General features: G+C 73.4%; 13 protein-coding genes. 3 read left to right on the top strand and 10 right to left on the bottom strand.

Translation table 11 applies throughout. The features are described from left to right. Nucleotides 1-39: 39 nt before the first annotated feature. Entirely contained in the window at nt 40-1,020 is a 981-nt protein-coding gene (locus tag ACF08W_RS06200; RefSeq protein ID WP_392278584.1) for an ArsR/SmtB family transcription factor, read from the top strand. 81 nt (nt 1,021-1,101) lie between these two features. Here ACF08W_RS06200 and ACF08W_RS06195 read toward each other — a convergent pair whose 3' ends face one another. Further along, the gene (locus ACF08W_RS06195; RefSeq protein WP_392278583.1) at nt 1,102-1,911 is read right to left on the bottom strand and encodes a maleylpyruvate isomerase N-terminal domain-containing protein; all 810 of its coding nucleotides are present in this window, start codon (nt 1,909-1,911) and stop codon (nt 1,102-1,104) included. A gap of 144 nt (nt 1,912-2,055) precedes the next feature. Then, on the bottom strand, nt 2,056-5,589 hold the full coding sequence (mfd, locus tag ACF08W_RS06190) for a transcription-repair coupling factor (protein WP_385206667.1): 3,534 nt from the start codon (nt 5,587-5,589) through the stop codon (nt 2,056-2,058). A gap of 515 nt (nt 5,590-6,104) precedes the next feature. Here mfd and ACF08W_RS06185 point away from each other — a divergent pair. Then, the gene (locus ACF08W_RS06185; protein ID WP_392278582.1) at nt 6,105-7,091 is read left to right on the top strand and encodes a helix-turn-helix transcriptional regulator; all 987 of its coding nucleotides are present in this window, start codon (nt 6,105-6,107) and stop codon (nt 7,089-7,091) included. Nucleotides 7,092-7,266: 175 nt separating this feature from the next. On the opposite strand, the gene ACF08W_RS06180 is transcribed toward ACF08W_RS06185, so the two are convergent. After that, complete coding sequence (locus tag ACF08W_RS06180; RefSeq protein ID WP_392278581.1) at nt 7,267-7,536, bottom strand: hypothetical protein; 270 nt, start codon at nt 7,534-7,536, stop codon at nt 7,267-7,269. Beyond that, nucleotides 7,533-8,783 carry an amidohydrolase gene (locus ACF08W_RS06175; protein ID WP_392278580.1) on the bottom strand — a complete coding sequence of 417 codons (1,251 nt, stop codon included), beginning with the start codon at nt 8,781-8,783 and terminating at the stop codon, nt 7,533-7,535. Before ACF08W_RS06175 ends, ACF08W_RS06180 begins: the two co-directional genes overlap by 4 nt. Before the next feature lie 205 nt (nt 8,784-8,988). Here ACF08W_RS06175 and ACF08W_RS06170 point away from each other — a divergent pair, with 205 nt between their 5' ends. Continuing rightward, nucleotides 8,989-9,165 (top strand): thiazolylpeptide-type bacteriocin, encoded by a 177-nt coding sequence (locus ACF08W_RS06170; protein WP_352276917.1) that lies wholly within the window; start codon nt 8,989-8,991, stop codon nt 9,163-9,165. Between the two features lie 140 nt (nt 9,166-9,305). Here ACF08W_RS06170 and ACF08W_RS06165 read toward each other — a convergent pair whose 3' ends face one another. From ACF08W_RS06165 to ACF08W_RS06140, 6 genes are all read right to left on the bottom strand, one after another. Next, on the bottom strand, nt 9,306-11,297 hold the full coding sequence (locus ACF08W_RS06165; RefSeq protein ID WP_392278579.1) for a TOMM precursor leader peptide-binding protein: 1,992 nt from the start codon (nt 11,295-11,297) through the stop codon (nt 9,306-9,308). Next, nucleotides 11,294-12,049 carry an ABC transporter permease gene (locus tag ACF08W_RS06160; protein WP_352276914.1) on the bottom strand — a complete coding sequence of 252 codons (756 nt, stop codon included), beginning with the start codon at nt 12,047-12,049 and terminating at the stop codon, nt 11,294-11,296. Before ACF08W_RS06160 ends, ACF08W_RS06165 begins: the two co-directional genes overlap by 4 nt. A gap of 67 nt (nt 12,050-12,116) precedes the next feature. Next, a complete protein-coding gene (locus tag ACF08W_RS06155) occupies nt 12,117-13,082 on the bottom strand; it encodes an ABC transporter ATP-binding protein (protein ID WP_385206681.1) in 966 nt (321 codons plus the stop codon). Nucleotides 13,083-13,109: 27 nt separating this feature from the next. Continuing rightward, complete coding sequence (locus ACF08W_RS06150; RefSeq protein ID WP_392278578.1) at nt 13,110-14,249, bottom strand: M50 family metallopeptidase; 1,140 nt, start codon at nt 14,247-14,249, stop codon at nt 13,110-13,112. Then, the gene (locus ACF08W_RS06145; protein ID WP_385206687.1) at nt 14,246-15,319 is read right to left on the bottom strand and encodes a lantibiotic dehydratase C-terminal domain-containing protein; all 1,074 of its coding nucleotides are present in this window, start codon (nt 15,317-15,319) and stop codon (nt 14,246-14,248) included. The genes ACF08W_RS06150 and ACF08W_RS06145 overlap by 4 nt, the downstream gene beginning before the upstream one ends. Continuing rightward, nucleotides 15,316-18,057 (bottom strand): lantibiotic dehydratase, encoded by a 2,742-nt coding sequence (locus tag ACF08W_RS06140; protein WP_392278577.1) that lies wholly within the window; start codon nt 18,055-18,057, stop codon nt 15,316-15,318. The genes ACF08W_RS06145 and ACF08W_RS06140 overlap by 4 nt, the downstream gene beginning before the upstream one ends. Nucleotides 18,058-18,104: the final 47 nt, after the last annotated feature.

The raw sequence follows: 18,104 nt of genomic DNA, 5'->3' as shown, positions 1-18,104 counted from the left end.
GGACGAATCGGAGCGGATGCCCCGCAGTAACATGGCCGGATGCTGCGCTTCGAAGTCTCCGTCGAAGACCTGCTGCGCAGCCGCTTCGCGCTGTCGCCCGCGATGGACCTGTGTTTCCTGCTGCGTTCGCTCGCCGGCCTGGAAAGGCCACTGCCGCGGGCCTGGGCCGCCCGGCTCCTGCCGGATTTCGAACGGCTTCGCCGCGAATGCGAACTGGACGCCGTCCTGGCTCTGCACAGCCCACGGGGCGGACCGGACTTCATCGCTCCGCCCCCGCGCGGCCTCAGCCAGACCTGGGCGGACGACCTGGCCGTGATCCGGGCCACCCCGTGGGAAGCGGCCCGCCAGGAATGCGCCACCGCCGCGACCGGCCCGTTGGCCCGTGATCCCCGCGTACGCGCGGTGCTGGACTCGCCGAACGCCGTCTCCAGGATCGCCGAGGCGATGGACCGGGCGTGGCACGTGCTGCTCGGCCCCGACTGGCCGCAACTGCGCGCGATCTGTGAGCGCGACATCGTGCACCGGGTGGGCGTGATCGGCGAACGCGGATGGGCCACGACCGTCGAGAGCCTGCACCCGAGCATCACGTGGCAGGCCGACCACATCGAGATCGGCCACTTCCCACACGCGGGAACAGTCCGCCTCACCGGTGCCGGGCTCCTGCTGATCCCTTCGGTCTTCGTCAGGGACCTCGCCGCCCACACGGAGGACCCCTGGCCCCGGACCTTGATCTACCGCGCCCGCGGCACCGCCGCCCAGTGGGGCGAACAGGACACCGTCCCCCAGCCGGACGCGCTGACCGCCCTGGTCGGCCGGTCCCGGGCCCGACTGCTGCTGGCGCTGGACGCCCCGGCCAGTACCAGCCACCTCGCCCGGAGCCTCGCCATGACACCCGGCGCGGTGGGAGACCACCTCGCCATCCTGCGCAGCTCGGGACTGCTCGTCCGGGCCCGGTCCGGACGGTCCGTGCTCTACCGGCGCACCCCGCTCGGCGAGGCGCTGGTCGCCGGTTCGCTCTGAGGGGGCCCGGATCAGCCTTCGCGCGGAGGCCATGGGATCCGGGGCCGGCCGCCCGCGCTCCGGCGCAAGGACCCCGACGTCCTACTCGTCCGGTTCCCAGGCGCGGAGCTGGTCGAAGAGACGGCGGTCGCCGTCGAGCTCCAGGGAGTCGATCGGGATGCGGTCGTGCAGGATGAGAACCAGCTCGTTGGCCGTGCCCCGGACGGAGGCGAAGGCGGCGGGCGCGTCCGGGTCCTGGCTCCGGTCGGCCGTGGTGGCCGGGACCGTGCCGGGCCGGGGAAGACGGGCGGACCGTGCGCCGTCGGCGGAGAGCGAGAGGCGCCAGGAGTGGCCCTCGGAGGCGTGGAAGTCGATCGCTGCGGGCTGGTGCGGCCAGGCGCTCGCCGTCGCGACGCAGGTGGACAGGAACTCGTCGACACCGTCGAGCGCCGCCTCCTCCGGCAGCGGCTGCGCGGCGCCCACGGTGATCTGGGCGTCGTACGTGTGCACCGCCATCTGCTGGAGCTGGTGCCGGGCCACGGCACCGGAGGTGTGCGGCGACTGCAAGGTCTCCCACCACGACCAGCAACCGCGGTCCGGACCGGCCTCCCGCAGCGCGTCCAGCAGTTGCCCCGTGGACTCCGCCAACCAGACCAGCAGGGCCTCGCGCTCCCGGGGTGCGGCCGGGGCGCCCTCCGCGGCGGACTTGGCCGGGGCGGGCCCCGCTGCGACGGTGACGGCCCAGTCGCGGCGCCCCTCACCGATGTGCTGCGCCAGATCGAACAGCGTCCACTCGGGGCAGGTCGGCACCTGTACGTCGAGGCTGGGCGCGGAGGCGACCGCGGCGCGGAAGGCGGTCGACCGTTCTTCGATCAGTCGCAGCAGATCGGGGAATTCAAGTGTCATGGTCACGGTGAGTCTCTATCACCGCGTGCCGATCACCGGACAGCGAATTTCCCCGCCGGTGCTCGCGGAACGAACGCCGCCGGGAGGCGTGGGGACAGGGGTGCCGAGTCCGGGGCCCGCCGGTCGTGCCGGCGGCGGGCCCCGGGGCCGTCACGAGCCCAGGATCGTGGTCAGGAACTCGCCGGTCCAGGCCAGGAGTTCGCGGCCGACGACCGGCTTCCCGCCCACCTTTCCGGTGGTGGGGCGGGGCACCAGGATCTGGTGGACGGCCGGCTTGATGACCGTACGCGGATACAGGCGCTTCAGCCGGAGCTCCTGGGACTCGCGCAGCTCGACCGGGGCGAAGCGGATGTTCGGCCCCTGGAGGACGATCTCGCCGACGCCGCAGGCGCGGGCCAGCATGCGCAGACCGGCGACCAGGAGCAGGTTCTCGACCGGCTCGGGCAGCTTGCCGTAGCGGTCGGTCAGCTCCTCCCGTACGGCCCGGATGTCGTCCTCCGTGTTGGCGGAGGCGATGGCGCGGTACGCCTGGAGGCGCAGCCGCTCGCCGGGGGCGTAGTCGTGCGGGACGTGGGCGTCGACCGGAAGTTCGATCTTGACCTCCAGCGGCGGCTCCTCCTCCACGCCGCCTTCGAGGGAGGCCCGGTAGTCGGCCACGGCCTCGCCCACCATGCGGACGTACAGGTCGAAGCCGACGCCCGCGATGTGTCCGGACTGCTCGCCGCCCAGAAGGTTTCCGGCGCCCCGGATCTCCAGGTCCTTCATCGCCACGTACATGCCCGCGCCCATCTCGGTGTGCTGGGCGATCGTGGCGAGGCGTTCGTGGGCGGTCTCGGTGAGCGGCTTCTCCGGCGGGTAGAGGAAGTAGGCGTAGCCGCGCTCGCGGCCCCGGCCGACCCGGCCGCGCAACTGGTGGAGCTGGGAGAGGCCGAAGTTGTCGCCGCGCTCCACGATCAGGGTGTTGGCGTTGGAGATGTCGATGCCGGACTCGACGATCGTCGTGGAGACCAGGACGTCGAACTTCTTCTCCCAGAAGTCCACCACCACCTGTTCCAGGGCCTGTTCGGACATCTGCCCGTGTGCCGTGGCGATCCGGGCCTCGGGGACGATCTCGCGGAGCCGGGCGGCGGCCCGGTCGATGGACTCGACCCGGTTGTGGATGTAGAACGCCTGGCCCTCGCGGAGCAGTTCGCGGCGGATGGCGGCGCCGATCTGCTTCTCCTCGTACGGGCCGACGAAGGTGAGGACGGGGTGGCGCTCCTCGGGGGGCGTGGTGATCGTCGACATCTCGCGGATGCCGGTCACGGCCATTTCGAGGGTACGGGGGATGGGGGTCGCGGACATGGTGAGGACGTCCACGTTGGCGCGGAGCTTCTTCAGCTGCTCCTTGTGCTCGACGCCGAAGCGCTGCTCCTCGTCGACGATGACCAGGCCGAGGTCCTTGAACCGGGTCTCGGAGGAGAAGAGGCGGTGGGTGCCGATGACCAGGTCGACGGAACCGTCCTTGAGCCCTTCCAGGGTGGCCTTGGACTCGGCCTCGGACTGGAAGCGGCTGAGCGCCCGGACGTTGACCGGGAACTGGGAGTAGCGCTCGGTGAAAGTGCCGTAGTGCTGCTGGACCAGAAGAGTCGTGGGGACGAGGACGGCGACCTGCTTGCCGTCCTGGACCGCCTTGAACGCCGCCCGGACCGCGATCTCCGTCTTGCCGTAGCCGACGTCGCCGCAGATCAGCCGGTCCATCGGGACGGACTTCTCCATGTCCTCCTTGACCTCGGCGATGGTGGAGAGCTGGTCGGGCGTCTCCGCGTACGGGAAGGCGTCCTCCAGTTCGCGCTGCCAGGGGGTGTCGGGGCCGAAGGTGTGGCCGGGGGCCGCCATCCGGGCCGAGTAGAGCTTGATCAGGTCGGCGGCGATCTCCTTGACGGCCTTCTTCGCACGGGCCTTGGTCTTCGTCCAGTCGGCGCCGCCGAGCCGGTGCAGGGTGGGGGCCTCGCCGCCGACGTACTTGGTGACCTGTTCGAGCTGGTCGGTCGGGATGTAGAGGCGGTCGCCGGGCTGGCCGCGCTTGGCGGGGGCGTACTCGACGAGCAGGTACTCGCGGGTGGCGCCCTGGACGGTCCGCTGGACCATCTCGATGTAGCGGCCGACGCCGTGCTGCTCGTGGACGATGTAGTCGCCGGGCTCCAGGGTCAGCGGGTCGATCGTCTTGCGGCGGCGGGCCGGCATCCGGCCCAGGTCCTTGGTGGCGGTGCGCTGGCCGGTGAGGTCGGTCTCGGTGAGGACGGCGAGCTGGAGCGCCGGGTCGACGAAGCCGTGGTCGATCGCGCCGCAGGAGACGTGGACGACGGACGGGGAGATCTCCGCGAGGTCCGGGTCGAGGCGGGCGGCGATGCCCTCGCCGCTGAGCACCTCGACGGTGCGGGAGGCGAGGCCCTGGCCCTCGGTGACGTAGACGGTGCGCCAGCCCGCGGCGATCCGCTCCCGGGTGTCGGCGAAGGCGCGGGCGGTGTCGCCCCGGTACGCCTCCGGGGCGTGCATGCCGAGCTGGAGCGTGTCCTCGTCGACCTCGGCGTCGTCGGCGGCGAACGGGGAGACCGACCACCACATCATGCCCAGCTCGCGGGCCCGGTCCCGGACGTCCGCGATGCCCCACAGCGAGGCGGCGCCCACGTCGATCGGGGCCTCGCCGCCGCCCGCCGTGGCCGCCCAGGACGCCTGGAGGAACTCCTGGCTGGTGGCGACGAGGTCGGCGGCCCGGGTGCGGACCCGCTCCGGGTCGCAGACCACCGCCATCGCGCCCTGCGGCAACACGTCGAGCAGCAGCTCCATGTCGTCGACGAGCACCGGGGCGAGGGACTCCATGCCCTCCACCGCGATCCCCTCGGCGATCTTGCCGAGCAGTTCGCCCAGCTCGGGGTGGGCCTCGGCGAGGGCGGCGGCGCGCCGCCGGACCTCGTCGGTGAGCAGCAGCTCGCGGCAGGGCGGCGCCCACAGCCCGTGCTCGGCGATCTCCAGCGAGCGCTGGTCGGCGATCTTGAAGTAGCGGATCTCCTCGACGTCGTCGCCCCAGAACTCCACCCGCAGCGGGTGCTCCTCGGTCGGCGGGAAGACGTCGAGGATGCCGCCGCGTACGGCGAACTCGCCGCGCTTCTCGACCAGTTCGACCCGGGAGTAGGCGGCGGCACCGAGCGCCTCGACGGTCTTGCCGAGATCGGCGCTCTGTCCGATGGCCAGCGCCACGGGCTCCAGGTCGCCGAGTCCCTTGACCTGCGGCTGGAGCACGGAACGGATCGGCGCGACGACCACCGAGACCGGCCCGGTCTCCGGGTCGTCCGCGCGCGGGTGGGCCAGCCTGCGCAGCACGGCGAGGCGGCGGCCCACGGTGTCCGAGCGGGGCGAGAGCCGCTCGTGCGGCAGGGTCTCCCAGGACGGGAACTCGGCGATCGTGTCCGGCGGGAGCAGGGTCCGCAGCGCGGCCGCCAGGTCCTCGGCCTCCCGGCCGGTGGCGGTGACGGCGAGGACCGTGCGCCCGGTCTCGCGGGCCAGCGCGGCGATGGCGAAGGGGCGGGCGGCGGGCGGGCCGACGAGGTCGACATGCATCCGGTGGCCGTCGCCGGCGGCCCTGACCGCTTCGTCGAGCGCCGGATCACGTACGACGACATCGAGCAGACCGTGCAGGCTCATGAAGGGCTTCCGTCCGGTAACGAAGGGCAGGTCCCGGCAGCCGGCTGCTGCCAGGAACAGGGCAACGCGAAGGGCCCGACACGTGTACGGGGGCGGCTCCCGGTCCGGCACGATCCGGGGGGCCGCCTCCGGACGGGCCGGGGACCACCAGCCTACGACTCCGACGCGGTGCCCGCGTGCGGGCGCCCGGGGCGCGCGGTGGCCGAAACCTCCGCACGCGGCGGCACCGGCGACGCGCACAGGTACGGGAGCGGGCATGTCAGCGGGCACGGGAACGCGGACCGGGCGCGGCCGGGACGGAAACGGAACGTTACCGGCCGGGGCCGGACGGACCGTCCGTCGCACGGGGGCGGCCGCTCGTCGCAGGACACACACCGTTCATCTCCAGCCCGCACACAGTTGTGTCCTGGGTCCTCACAGAAAAGAACCCAGCGTCTACGCTTTGGCCGAAAGACTCCACAAGCAGGTGCGGGGGCAGGCGTACGGCAGCGGGGGCACACGTGGGCGACAACGAGATGTCCGTATTCGGAGTCTCGGCGGCCGAGGAAGCGGTGTACCGGCATTTCCTGCGCAACCCGGGCAGCACCGTCCAGGACGCGCAGCTCCTGCTCCACATCACCCCGAGGACCGCGCGCGACTGCGTCGGGCGGCTCCGGGAGCTGCGGCTGCTCCACCCCGAGGAATCCGGCCAGGAGGTCTTCCCGACCGATCCGGAGACCGCCGTCGCCCGGCTGATCGACCAGCGGGTGCACGCCCTGCACCAGGAGTTCCAACGGGTCACCCGGGCGCGGCACGTCATCGACGGTCTCCGTGCGGAGCAGCTGACCCGTAATCCGCCCCCGCTCGGGATCGAGCAGCTGGAGGGGCTGGCCCAGATACGCAACCGGATCGACGACCTCGCGTTCTTCGCGCGGGAGGAGATCCTCTCCGTGGAGCCGTACACCAAGCTGTCGGCGGAGAACATCGCCCGGTCCCGCCCGCTGGACCTGCGCTGTCTGCGGCGCGGGGTGAAGATCCGGAACGTGGTGGTACGGGACGCGCTGCGGGACCGGGCGACCGCCGCCTACCTGCGGGAACTCGTCGAGCACGGGGCGATGATCCGGGTGACGGAGCAGAGCGCGGAGCGGCTGCTGGTCTACGACCGCAAGGCGGCGCTCGTCCCGCTGGACCCGCACGACACCTCGCGCGGTGCGCTGCTGGCCCACCGCAGCGGCCTGGTCAGCAACATCATCGCGCTCTTCGAGAAGATCTGGGACCAGGCGACGGACCTCGGCCGGGCGGACGAAGCGGTGGTCCGGGAGGACCCGGAGGAGTGCCTGTCGGAGACCGAGCGCCGGGTGCTGGTGTCCATGTGCTCGGTGGGCAAGGACGAGGCGGGCGCACGCGAGCTGGGGGTCTCGGTGCGTACGTACCGGCGGCACGTCGCCGACCTGATGCAGACGCTCGGCGCCGCGAGCCGCGCCCATGCCGCGCTGCTGGCCCGGGAACGCGGCTGGATCTGACCGACGGCTGAACCCGCGAAGCACGGCCGGAACGGGAACACGGCGCTGGAACAAGGCCGGGGCCGAAGCACTTCCGGGATCAAGCACGGCCGGGACGGAAGCAGACGGAAACACAGCCGGATGTGAAACACGGCCGAATCCGAACGGTCCGGGCGGCCCGGTCCGTCCGTCCGGCTCAGGGGCCCTCCGCCCAGCCGGTCAGGGCACGGTCGGCGAAGGCCCCGGCGACCCGGCGTCGGACCTCGCCCCGGTCGGCGGAACCGTCCAGGTCGATCCGGAGCTCGATCCGGTCGGGGCCGACCGCGCGGGGCGTGCAGAGCCAGTGGGCGGGCAGCAGGCTCAGCAGGCGTACGACGGTGGTCTCGCCGGTCGCGGCCGTGGCGTCGCGGCGGACGGCGATCAGGTCGACATGGCCGTCCGCGCCGCCCGGCCCCCTTCCGGTCATGCCCGGCCCCCTTCCGGCGGGGCCAGGAGCCGCCGGGCGGCCGTCGCCATGGCCGTGATCCCGGTGGGCAGGGCGGTGCGGGCGTCGGGGGCGAACTCCGGCGCGTGGTTCGACGGCACCGGCGGGCCGCCGTCCCTGGCCCGGCGCCACGGCCCCGCCCCGGTGGCCCCGAGCAGCCAGTAGACCGCCGGTACGCCCCCGGCGGCGTACCGGGCGAAGTCCTCGGTGGCGGTGATCGGTCCGGTGCCGGTGACCCGGTGCGGGCCGAACACCTCCTCGTGGGCGCGGCGCACCTCGGCGGTGGCGGCCGGGTCGGTCGGCAGGGCGGGCGAGCGGGCGGTGACGGTGATCGCCGGCTCCTCCGGGCAGCCGGCGGCCGCGCACTCGGCCCTGACGATGCGCTCCACGGAGGCCACCATCCGGTCGACGGCCGGTCCGGTCAGGGCCCGGACGCTGAGCGAGAGCTCCGCGGTGGCGGGGACGACGTTGCCGGGGCCGCCGGCCCGCAGGGCGCCCACGGTCAGCACGGGCCGCTCGGCCGGGGCGGTCTCCCGGGCGACCGAGGAGTGCAGCCGCAGTACCGTCGCCGCCGCGGTGAGGACCGGGTCGACGGTCAGGTGCGGCGTCCCGGCGTGGCCGCCCAGCCCGTGCACGGTGACGTCGACCGAGGCGCCGGCCGCCATCAGGGGCGTGCCCGGGTCCGCGACGTGGGCGAGGGTGCCCGCGGGGGCGGGCGAGGTGTGCTGGGCGAGGACGGCGTCCGGGGTGCCGAAGCGCTCGTAGAGGCCGTCGGCCAGCATGTCCCGCGCCCCGGTCAGGGTCTCCTCGGCGGGCTGGCCGACCGCCAGGACGGTGCCCCGCCAGGCGGACCGGGTCCGGGCCAGCGTGTCCACCGCACCGGCGAGCGCGGCGAGGTGGAGGTCATGGCCGCAGGCGTGCATCACCCCGGGCACGGTGCTCGCGTAGACCAGGCCGGTGCGTTCGGTGACCGGGAGGGCGTCCAGCTCGGTGCGGAGCAGGACGGTCGGGCCGTCCCCGTTGCGCAGGACGCCGACGACGCCGTGGCCGCCGACGTCCCGGGTCACCGCGCAGCCGCTCGCCGCCAGCCGGGCGGCGAACAGGGCGGCGGTGCGGCGCTCGGCACCGGGCAGCTCGGGGTGGGCGTGGACGTCGAGATACAGCTCCAGGGCCGGACGCAGGACCTCCCGTTCCACCGTGGACGTGGCGGACGTGACCGTCTCCCGCATGTCATCTCACCTCGTTCCGCCGGGTGGGCCGCATCAGCGTGCGCCGTCCCGGCTTCAGTAGTACGGCGTTTCACTGACAGGGGGTGTCAGCGGTCTGACAGCGAAACCGCTGCCGATCCGACAGCGCCCGCCGCTGGAATGGGCCGGACGCAGGGGAACGGTGCCGGATCGGCCGGTCCGTCCCCGGGAACCAAGGGAGAACACCATGGCCCCCAAGACCGAGCTCGCCGCCCTCGCCGACGAGATCCTGGAGCTGGAGTCGGAGACCTTCGAGATCTCGGACTACTCGGACGCCGCCGAGGTCGTGCTCGCCGGTTCCACGTCCTGCTCCTCGACCTCCACCTGCTCCAGCACCACCAGCACCACCTCCTGCTGCGCCTGACCGGTTCAGCGGTCGTACGGTCCGGCGGGACCGGGGCCCTTCCCGTGCCAGGGGCACGGGGAGGGCCCGTTTGCCGTTCACCGGGGCCACGGGGGTCCCCCGGGTCTCGGGGGTCCCCCTGGTCTCGGGAGTCACCGGGGTCATGGGAAGGGGTGTGGCACCCGTTTGATCCCGGACTCCGGCAGGTCGTCGGCGCGGCGGCCGGCGGCCCGGAGCGCGGTGCGCAGCCGGGGCATCAGCAGGGCGCGCTGCCGGTTCCAGCCGAAGTCGAGCGGCAGCAGGCCGGGGACGACGGTGGCGACCGTGTGCAGGCCCATGCGGCGCTGCTCGGGGGTGGTCTGGTCGACGGCGACGACATCGTGCCCGGCGGCGGCGAGCCGGTCGCGCAGCAGGTTCAGATCGTCCAGCAGGTCCCCGGTGCGGGGGCGGCGGGGCTGCCAGTCGGCGAACGTGTCCGCCAGGGGACGCATGTCGACGGGTTCCAAATACTCCCGGGCGTGCACGGCCATCTCCGGCAGCCCGTAGAGCTGGGCGTGGTCCTTGAGCTGCCGCACCCGGCCGAAGTCGCTTGCCATGGCGGTGAGTTCGGCGTGGCGTTCGGCGACCTGGTAGGGCAGGTGCGGGATGTAGGTGAGCACCTCGGAGAGGGCGGACTCGACGGTGGCCTCCGGGTCGAATCCGGCGGCGGCGGCGAACGACAGGGTGCCGTGTCCGCCGTCCCGGCGTACCGCGAGGGCGGTGACGACGGGGACGTCCAGGTCCATCCGGGTGTCGAAGGCGTGGACGTCGTAGCCGTGCAGTCCGGCCCGGTCGATCATGGAGCGGACGGCCGGGGAGCGGCAGGTGGTGAGGTCGATCGCGGTGAGCGGGGTCCGGCCGTGCCAGGCCAGTAGGAAGGCGTCCCGTTCGACGAGCTCCAGCAGCCCGTAGAGGATCGCCTCCTCCACACTGCCGCCGGTGGCGCAGCCGTTGGAGCATTCGAAGACGAAGTTGTCGGCCTCGACGCCGGCGCTGTAGTGGGCGAGCCGGGCGGGGACGAGGACGGGCCGGTCGTCGCGCAGGGAGTGGCCCCACACCCAGGGGATGGGCCGGTCGGGGTCGAACGGGGAGACCATCGGGTCGTTCGCGTAGGTCTCGGGGGCGTAGAGACCGCAGGCGGCGGGGTCCACGGCGTGGTCGGCGAGGCGGTGGTAGCTGTCGACGACGGGGGTGGTGCCGCGTCGGCGGGTGGTGCCCGCGTACCGCTCCAGGCCCTCCAGGTGGGCGAGGAGACGGCTGGTGTCGTAGCTGTTGGCCTGGCCGCTGAAGGTGACGTCGTTGAGCCCGGCGTAGCCGCGGACGAAGTGGGTTCCGGCGGCGGGGGCGGTGGTGGTGGAGGTGGGGTTGATCCAGAGGTCCGAACCGAGGGTGCCGCAGACCGGGTTGACGAGCGCGGCGGTGGGCAGCGGGTACGAGGCCAGGGGGCGCAGCCGGTAGCCGTCGGGGTCGGGTTTGGGGGCCGGGCCGAGGTGCATGCGGGCGGCCTCGGCGGTGTCGGGGACCGGGCGCACGCAGGAGGGGCAGAGGGGTTCGGGCAGGATCGGGAAGGTCGCGGTGGCGAGGGTGGCCAGGTCGATCCGGCTGACCCGGGGCAGGGCGCGGTCGGCGGGGGTGGTGTCGGACGCGGTGGCTCCGGCCGGGGCGGGGGCGGGGTCGCCGAGGGCCGCCCGGTAGAGGGACCAGACGGCGTCGGCGGCGTAGGCGGTGAGGACGGGCCAGTGGGTGGCGCCGTTCGGGGAGCCGCCCAGCTCCAGGGCCTCGCGCTCGGAGCGGCTGCGCAGCCGCTGCCAGCGCATGGCGAGGCACTGGCCGCAGGCGGTGGCGTCGGGCCCGCCGCCCCAGGGCCCGATCAGCACGGCGCGGGAGGTGAGCTGGACGTTGGCGGCCGGGCGGAGCTCCGCGTACGGGTCGGGGGCGCCGTGGCCGAGGGTGTCGGCGGCGCCGAGCGGGACGACGAGCGGGGCGGGCAGGGCGGCCGCGTCGGGCGCTTCGCGGTGGCGGCGGGCGAGTTCGGCGTGGAGGGCGGTGCGGGCCTCCTCCAGTGGGGTCTCGCCCCGGACCGGCGGCGCGGGTGCGGCGGGGGCCGTCGTCATGACTTGTCGCTCCAGCGGAAGGTCTTCAGCGCGATGGCGCCCAGCACGACGGCGAACCCGGCGAGGACCACGCAGGCCAGCCCGATGTCGCCGTTGGTGCCGTTGCCGGTGAGGGAGCCGGAGATCCCGTCGTTGAGGTAGCGCAGCGGCAGCACCCGGGAGAGGTTCTGCATCCAGCCCGGCATGGCGTCCAGCGGGAAGAACGAGCCGGACAGGAACGCCATCGGGATCATCAGGCAGTTGGCGACGGCGGCGACGGCCTCCGGCGTCTTGGCGTAGCTGCCGACGATGACGCCGAGGGCGAGGAACGCGGTGATGCCGAGGACCAGGACGGGCAGGGCGAGCGGCCAGCGCCCGTCCACCTCCAGGCCGAAGGCGGGCAGCATGGCGACGGCCACGAAGAGCACGGACTGGACGGCGCCGATGGCGAGGGCCAGCACGTACCGGGAGGCGAGGACGGCGGAGACCGGGGTCGGGGTCATCCGGATGAGGCGCAGGATGTCGTCGCGCCGCCATTGCATGAGGACGAAGCCGACCCCGAACACGGCGGCGTTGCCGACGCCCCAGGACAGGACGCCGGGGGCGATGTAGTTGATGTAGGGGCGGCCGCTCTCCTCGACGGTCTGGCCGTGGAAGATCAGGCCGAAGACGACGAGGAAGATGAGCGGGAAGGCGAAGGTGAAGAAGAGCGTGGTCTTGTCGCGCGTGTAGGCCCGGTATCCGGCCTGGCTCAGCGCCGCGTATGCGCTCATCGGGGTTCTCCGTATCACTTGCTGAGGTCTGTACGTGGGGGGGCGGACGGGCCGGGGGCGGGAGGGGTCAGGAAGCGTCCGGGGCGGCGGCGGTCAGCGCCAGGTAGACGTCCTCCAGGTCGGCGGTGCGGGTCTGCACGCCCCGCAGCCCGGCCAGGGCGTCGATCGCGGCGAGGACCTTGCCGGATTCGAGGGTCTCCAGCACGAGGGCGCCGGGCTCCTCGGTGACGGCGTCGACGCCGTCGATGGCCCGCGCCTGCTCGGCGGTGAGCCGGTCGTCGGGGACGACGAGGCGGGTGGTGGGCGCGGCGGCGGCGATGAGGTGGGCGGGGCTGTCCAGGGCGACGACGGACCCCTCGACCATGATCGCGACGCGGTCGCAGAGCGCCTCGGCCTCGTCGAGGTGGTGGGTGGTGTAGATGATGGTGCGGCCCTCGCCCTTGAGGTCGCGCAGGACCTGCCAGAGCGCGCGCCTGGCCTGCGGGTCGAGGGCGGCGGTGGGCTCGTCCAGGAAGATGAGTTCGGGTTCGTGGACGAGGGCGGAGGCGATGGCCAGGCGCTGGCGCTGGCCGCCGGAGAGGTCGTCCACCCGGACGTCGCCCTGTTCGGTGAGGCCCACGGAGGCGAGCGCCCGCTCGGCCGCCGCCCGGTCCGTCCGGTAGAGCGCGGCCATGGTGCGCAGGTGCTCGCGGGCGGTGAGGCGGACGAAGAAGGCCGACGTCTGGGTCTGCACGCCGAGCCGGGGCAGCAGCTTCGGGTCGCGCGGCCAGGGGCTGGAGCCGAGGACGGTGACGGCGCCGGAGTCGGCCCTGCGCTGCCCCTCCATGATCTCGACGAGGGTGGTCTTGCCGGCCCCGTTGGGTCCGAGCAGCCCGAAGAACTCGCCGCGCCGCACGGTGAACGACACCCCGTCGACGGCGTGCCGCTGACCGTACGTCTTGCGTACGGCGTCGAGGACGACGGCGGCTTCGGACCGGTCGTCGTCCGGGGCCGTCCGGTCGCCCGGGGAGGGGGAGGGGGCGGTGGGGGTCATGGACTTCTCCTTGCGGGGGGGGCTGAATCAGGTGGTGAGCAGATGGCGGGCGGCGGCCACGACGGCGGCGGCCACGGCGACGAGCGCCAGCACCGCCGCCAGCCCGTAGGCGCGGTAGGCGGCCCTGGCCGGGCGCGGGTAGTCACCCGCCGCCGGGTCGCGGCGGGCGGCCAGCCGCAGGTACGCGAGGGTCGAGGCGGCCAGTTCGGTGGCCCCGCAGAGCTGGCTCGCGATCCGGTATCCGTCCAGCGGCGGGAGCGGGACGAGCATGGCCAGCGCCTGCACACTGCCCAGGAGCAGCAGCGCGCCGAGCGCGTCGTGCGTGGCGGTGTCCAGGGGGGCGAACAGCCACAGCGCGCAGAACGGGAGCAGGAACAGCAGGTTCATCACCGCACCGGCCACCGCTGTCTGGATGCGTTGCCAACGGGTGCCGAGATACAGGTAGTTGTCGACGGTGCAGTACATGATGATCACGGGCAGCCGCCAGCGCAGTCCGATTTCGGCCACGGTGCCGCCGTGGTGCCGGGCGACCACCCCGTGGGCGAGTTCGTGCAGCGCGGTGCTGAACCAGAGGAGCGTGGCCGCCCCCACCAGAAGGGCCGGGTTGGTGAACAACTCCTTTGTCATATCGAGGAGTTCGCCCACCCGTACGGCCACCAGCACCTCCATCGCCAGCACCAGGGCCAGCAGCGGCAGCAGGAAGCCGGGAACGAGCAGGAAGCCGACCACCCGGTGCAGCCGGTCGGTGGTGGCGTCGGCGTCGGCGACCAGGCGGATGCTGCCCTTCAGCAGTCCGCGCTCGGCCCGCTCCGGCCCCGCGGGGACGTCCCCGGCGGTGGACGCGGGCGCGGGCACGGGTGCTCCGGCGAGCAGGCCGCGCGTCCCGAGCATCCGCAGGATCTGCTGCCAGCGGGCGCCGTCCAGCCTGCGCCCGTACTCCTTCGCGTACTCCTCGCCGATCTCCGCGAGGCTGCGGCTGCCGTCCATCCGGGCGATCAGGAAGTGTTCCTTGGGGCCGACCTTGAAGGAGCCCCCGGCGGCGGTGTCCTTGATCAGGTGGACGGTGGCCGGGCCCTGGAGGAGGGCGTCGCTCAGCAGGACCTGGGGCCCGAGCGCGGGCCGGTACTCGGCGAGGCCCGGTGCGGCGCCGGGCGGGGTGGGGCTCATCCCGACTCCCGCAGCGCCCGGCCGAGGACGTGCGAGAGGTACGCCTCGTCCCGGATCGTCACATGCAGCCGGTTGTTGGTCATGTGCATGTACGGGGAGAGGAGCAGCGGCAGCGAGACCGCCGGGTCGGTGACGCGCTCGTCGCGCTCGCCGTCCCAGGAGCGGAACACCAGGTCGCCGTTGCGGCTCAGCTCGACGGCCCGTTCGCGCAGTTCGGCGCAGTGCTCGGCCCAGCCGGCGAGGAATCCGGGCAGCCGGGCGGCCTCCCCGTCGCCCTCCCCGCCGGCCTCCCCCGCCGTGGCGGCGCGGACGCGGGCGAAGCGGGCGGCCAGTCCGGGCGCCATGGCGGCGTAGTTGCGGTCGTACTCGTCGCTGCCGATGAAGCCGGTGCCGGGGAACGCCTTGTGCCAGAACTCGTAGTAGCTGTCGAGGTAGTCGGCGAGTTCGGTGCGGTCGGGGAGGAAGGCCGCGGACATCACCATCATGAGCTGCGCGGAGGTGCCGAGCAGCACGGTCCGCAGGTGCAGGTTCTTCGTCCGGAACGCGTCGATGACCAGGTCGCTGGAGTGCCGGAAGTGCCATTCGGCCAGCTCGATCCCGGCCGGGCCGCCGTACTTGCCGTACTCCGGCTCGTACGGTTCGGCGCTGCGCGAGTTGTTGGGGCGCAGCCGCATCCGGCCCTGGTCGTCGGTGTAGTGGCCGCGTTCGGCGCCGGGGAACTCGATGTCGAACAGGGTGTTGTAGAAGTCGTTGAGGAAGCCGGAGTCCACCTCGTACAGGGCGGGGCGCTCGGTGAGGAAGGTGTCGATCGCCGCTTCGGTGCGGCGCCGTACCTCGGCCTCGGCGGCGGGGCTCGCGGGCTTGATCCGCAGCCGTACGTGCGGCCCCTCCAGCCAGTAGTTGATGAAGAAGTAGCCGTCGATCAGGCCGTCCGCGTCCAGCTCCTCGATCAGCGGGCGGACGCACTGGGTCAGCATGGGGCGGGGGTTGGCGGCGTAGAAGATGTGGGTGGCCTGCCAGGACCCGGCGGTGGTGGCGGTGGCCTCGGGTACGGGTGGTGCCGTGCTCATGACGGGTCGGTCCTTTCCACGGAAACGGCGGTGGCGGCGGTCTCGACCGCGAGTTCGGCGACGTGGTGGCCCCGGCCGGAGACGGTGTGCAGGCCGTTCTCGTCGGGGAGCATCTCCCGGAACACGACGCGCGCCTCGGCCGTCCTGATCAGGGCCTCGAACGCGGCCAGCGAGAGGGTGCTGTCGAAGTCGAGGTACGAGGGCTTGGCACCGGTCGCGCCGCGCGCCCCGCTGTCGGAGACGGTCGCGAAGACCCGGTCCGGCAGCCCGTGGGCCCGGCGGAACGCCTGCCAGCCCAGGAACCAGTCGTCGTCCGCCCGCCCCGGCCCGCGCAGCGGCAGCACGGCGGCGGGCGCGCTCCAGCTGCGCCGGGCGAGCACCACGCTGCCGTGCCGGACCCGGGGCCGCGTGGAGACCCCGTCGACGGCCACGCCCTCGGGGACGCCGCCCCACACGTTCAGCGGGGACATCGAGGTCGGCGAGAGCAGCAGCAGGGTGCGGGGCAGTTCGGGCAGCGCGAGCGGGACGAGGTAGCCGAGGTAGACCGGTACGACCTCCTTGCCGAGCCGGGTGGAGCGCAGCACCAGCCGGTCCGCGTCGCGGTCGTGGACGAGGTGGAGGTCGTCCAGGTGGATGCGGTTCTCCTCGGGGAGGGTGCCGCGCTCGCCGGGGCAGACGATCTCGTAGTCGGTGAGTCGGCCGTGCAGGTTGAGGTTGCTGGTGACGGGGCCGCCGGTGACCTCGGCGAGGACCGCGCCGTCGGGCAGCAGGTCGGCGGTGGCGGCGTGGAGCTGCTCGGCGAGGCCGTCGAAGAGGTGGGTGAACCGGCTGAACGGGAAGGACACCCCGCCGTAGGAGCGGTTGAGCACCACGAGCGGATCGCCGGGCCGGTCGGCGATCTGCACATGGTGGGCGAGCGGAGTGAACTCGCTCTGCAGGGAGGCGAGTTCGGTGGCGACCTCGTCCAGCAGCTCACCGTCCACCCGGATCTCGCCGCCCCGGTCCGGGTCGGCCTCCCAGGCGGCCCACAGGGCCCGCATCCGCTCGACGAAGGTCTGCCGGGCGGTGTCGAGGGCCTTGAGCTGGGGCAGTCCCAGCCAGTTCTCCTCGGGGACGTAGTCGCCGTCCGCGTCGAAGGTGGTGCGCTTGGCGGTGAACGACATGTACTGGTCGAAGAAGTCCTCGTGGAAGTCGTGGACCAGCTTCAGCAGGTCGTCGCAGCGGCCGCCCTGCCCGTACCGGGCGAGGAAGAAGCCCTTGAACGTGACGCGCTGCGGCAGGGTCAGGTCGAAGGCGGGCAGCACGCGCTCCACCGCCCCGAGGGGGGCGGCGGCGAGCCGGTCCCAGGCGGCGGCGGAGAGCTCGGTGCGGCGGCCGGCCGCCACGTCCTCGTAGAGCAGGGTCTGCGGGATACGGGCGGCCGCGCCCAGCTCCTCCTCCTGGAGGGTGCGCAGCGCCTCCCTCAACTCGCCCAACAGCACGCGGCGTTCGGTCGGGGAGGCGTCGGCGAACCGCTCGATCCCGGCGGCCGGGCCGGCCAGGTGCCCGGCGAGCCGGTCGGCCCAGGGGCGGCCGAGACCGCGCAGCGAGTCCTGGAGGGCACCGAGCGGGTCGGTGTCGTGGACCTCCGTCCGCAGGCACGGCACCTGCACCATCCCGATGTCCAGCAGTGCCTGGAGGTACTGGGCGCACTCCTGCGGGTCGGCGCCCCGGTCGGCGGCGAGCCAGTCGGCCAGCTCCCCGTACCGGAGGGTGTCGTGCTCCTCGAAGAGGCCGAGGAGGCGTTCCAGGGTGCCGCTGCGGCGCAGGAAGAACAGCCGGTCCTTCACCGCGTCGAAGGTGACGGCGGTGGACTCGTCGCCCTGGGTGACCCAGCGGCGCACGTAGCGGACCCGGTCGTCGTCGCGGCCCCACCCCGAGGCGGGGGCGACCGGGAGATCGGCCCGGCGGACCGGGTCGGTGACCACGGCTTCGGTGAGTCGGCCGATCGCGGCGACGTTCAGCCGGATCCGCCCGTCCCAGACGTCCTCGACCCGGGCCCGCAGATCCTCCTGGCCACCGTCGGAGAACGTGCCGAGGGCGACCCCGGTGAAGGTGGAGAACGGGCTGGTCTTGCAGGCTGTGCGGTACAGGTACGAGAGCAGCGAGCGTTCGATCTTGCGCTGCTTCTTGTCCGGCGCGGCGGCGGCGTCGGAGCGGATGTACGTGTCGAGTTGGGCGTCCAGGGCCGGGGAGGCGAGCAGCAGCGCCCGGCGCAGCCGCTCCTCCCCCGCCAGGGCGCGCAGCCGGGCGCGGGCCTCGGCGGTCTCCCCGGCGAGCAGGGCGGCGCCCCGGGCCCGTCGCTCCTCCAGGCGGTGGCGCCCGTCGAGCCAGGCGGCCAGCGCGTCGGCGGCCTCCGCACCGGCCGCCGTGCCGAGTCCGCGCATCAGCTCGCGGGCCCGGTCGACGGCCCCGGGGCGGGGCAGGCGGTTGTTGAAGAGGTCGCGGCGCAGGGCGAGCAGGGTGCGGCGCAGCGTCTCGTCCTCGCTGCCGCCGACCAGGCCGTGGATCAGGTCGGCGAGCCGTTCGCCGTCCGCGCGCACCCGGTCGGTGGCGTGCAGGACGTCGTCGGCCCAGCGGCGGCTGTCCGGGCAGCGCAGGCCCCGCACACTGTCGAGCGGCAGCCCGGCGACCCGCAGCATGAAGCGGGGGCGGGTGGTGGCCGCGGGGGCGGCGGGGGCCGGGTGGTCCGGCGTCATGACGGGGTCTCCCCTTCTCGTTCCGGTGGTGTCGTCGTACGCACGGG

The sequence above is a fragment of the Streptomyces sp. NPDC015144 genome (assembly GCF_043079735.1).
Classification (GTDB): domain Bacteria; phylum Actinomycetota; class Actinomycetes; order Streptomycetales; family Streptomycetaceae; genus Streptomyces.
Note: the sequence above shows the minus strand (reverse complement) of the source record. Positions and strands in the feature narration are given on the sequence as shown.

What these genes read in the sequence shown, in the direction of transcription:
- ACF08W_RS06200 (WP_392278584.1), top strand. Translation starts at nt 40, where the DNA reads ATGCTGCGCTTCGAAGTCTCCGTCGAAGACCTGCTGCGCAGCCGCTTC.
- mfd (WP_385206667.1), bottom strand. Translation starts at nt 5,589, where the DNA reads ATGAGCCTGCACGGTCTGCTCGATGTCGTCGTACGTGATCCGGCGCTC.
- ACF08W_RS06185 (WP_392278582.1), top strand. Translation starts at nt 6,105, where the DNA reads ATGTCCGTATTCGGAGTCTCGGCGGCCGAGGAAGCGGTGTACCGGCAT.
- ACF08W_RS06180 (WP_392278581.1), bottom strand. Translation starts at nt 7,536, where the DNA reads ATGACCGGAAGGGGGCCGGGCGGCGCGGACGGCCATGTCGACCTGATC.
- ACF08W_RS06175 (WP_392278580.1), bottom strand. Translation starts at nt 8,783, where the DNA reads ATGCGGGAGACGGTCACGTCCGCCACGTCCACGGTGGAACGGGAGGTC.
- ACF08W_RS06170 (WP_352276917.1), top strand. Translation starts at nt 8,989, where the DNA reads ATGGCCCCCAAGACCGAGCTCGCCGCCCTCGCCGACGAGATCCTGGAG.
- ACF08W_RS06165 (WP_392278579.1), bottom strand. Translation starts at nt 11,297, where the DNA reads ATGACGACGGCCCCCGCCGCACCCGCGCCGCCGGTCCGGGGCGAGACC.
- ACF08W_RS06160 (WP_352276914.1), bottom strand. Translation starts at nt 12,049, where the DNA reads ATGAGCGCATACGCGGCGCTGAGCCAGGCCGGATACCGGGCCTACACG.
- ACF08W_RS06155 (WP_385206681.1), bottom strand. Translation starts at nt 13,082, where the DNA reads ATGACCCCCACCGCCCCCTCCCCCTCCCCGGGCGACCGGACGGCCCCG.
- ACF08W_RS06150 (WP_392278578.1), bottom strand. Translation starts at nt 14,249, where the DNA reads ATGAGCCCCACCCCGCCCGGCGCCGCACCGGGCCTCGCCGAGTACCGG.
- ACF08W_RS06145 (WP_385206687.1), bottom strand. Translation starts at nt 15,319, where the DNA reads ATGAGCACGGCACCACCCGTACCCGAGGCCACCGCCACCACCGCCGGG.
- ACF08W_RS06140 (WP_392278577.1), bottom strand. Translation starts at nt 18,057, where the DNA reads ATGACGCCGGACCACCCGGCCCCCGCCGCCCCCGCGGCCACCACCCGC.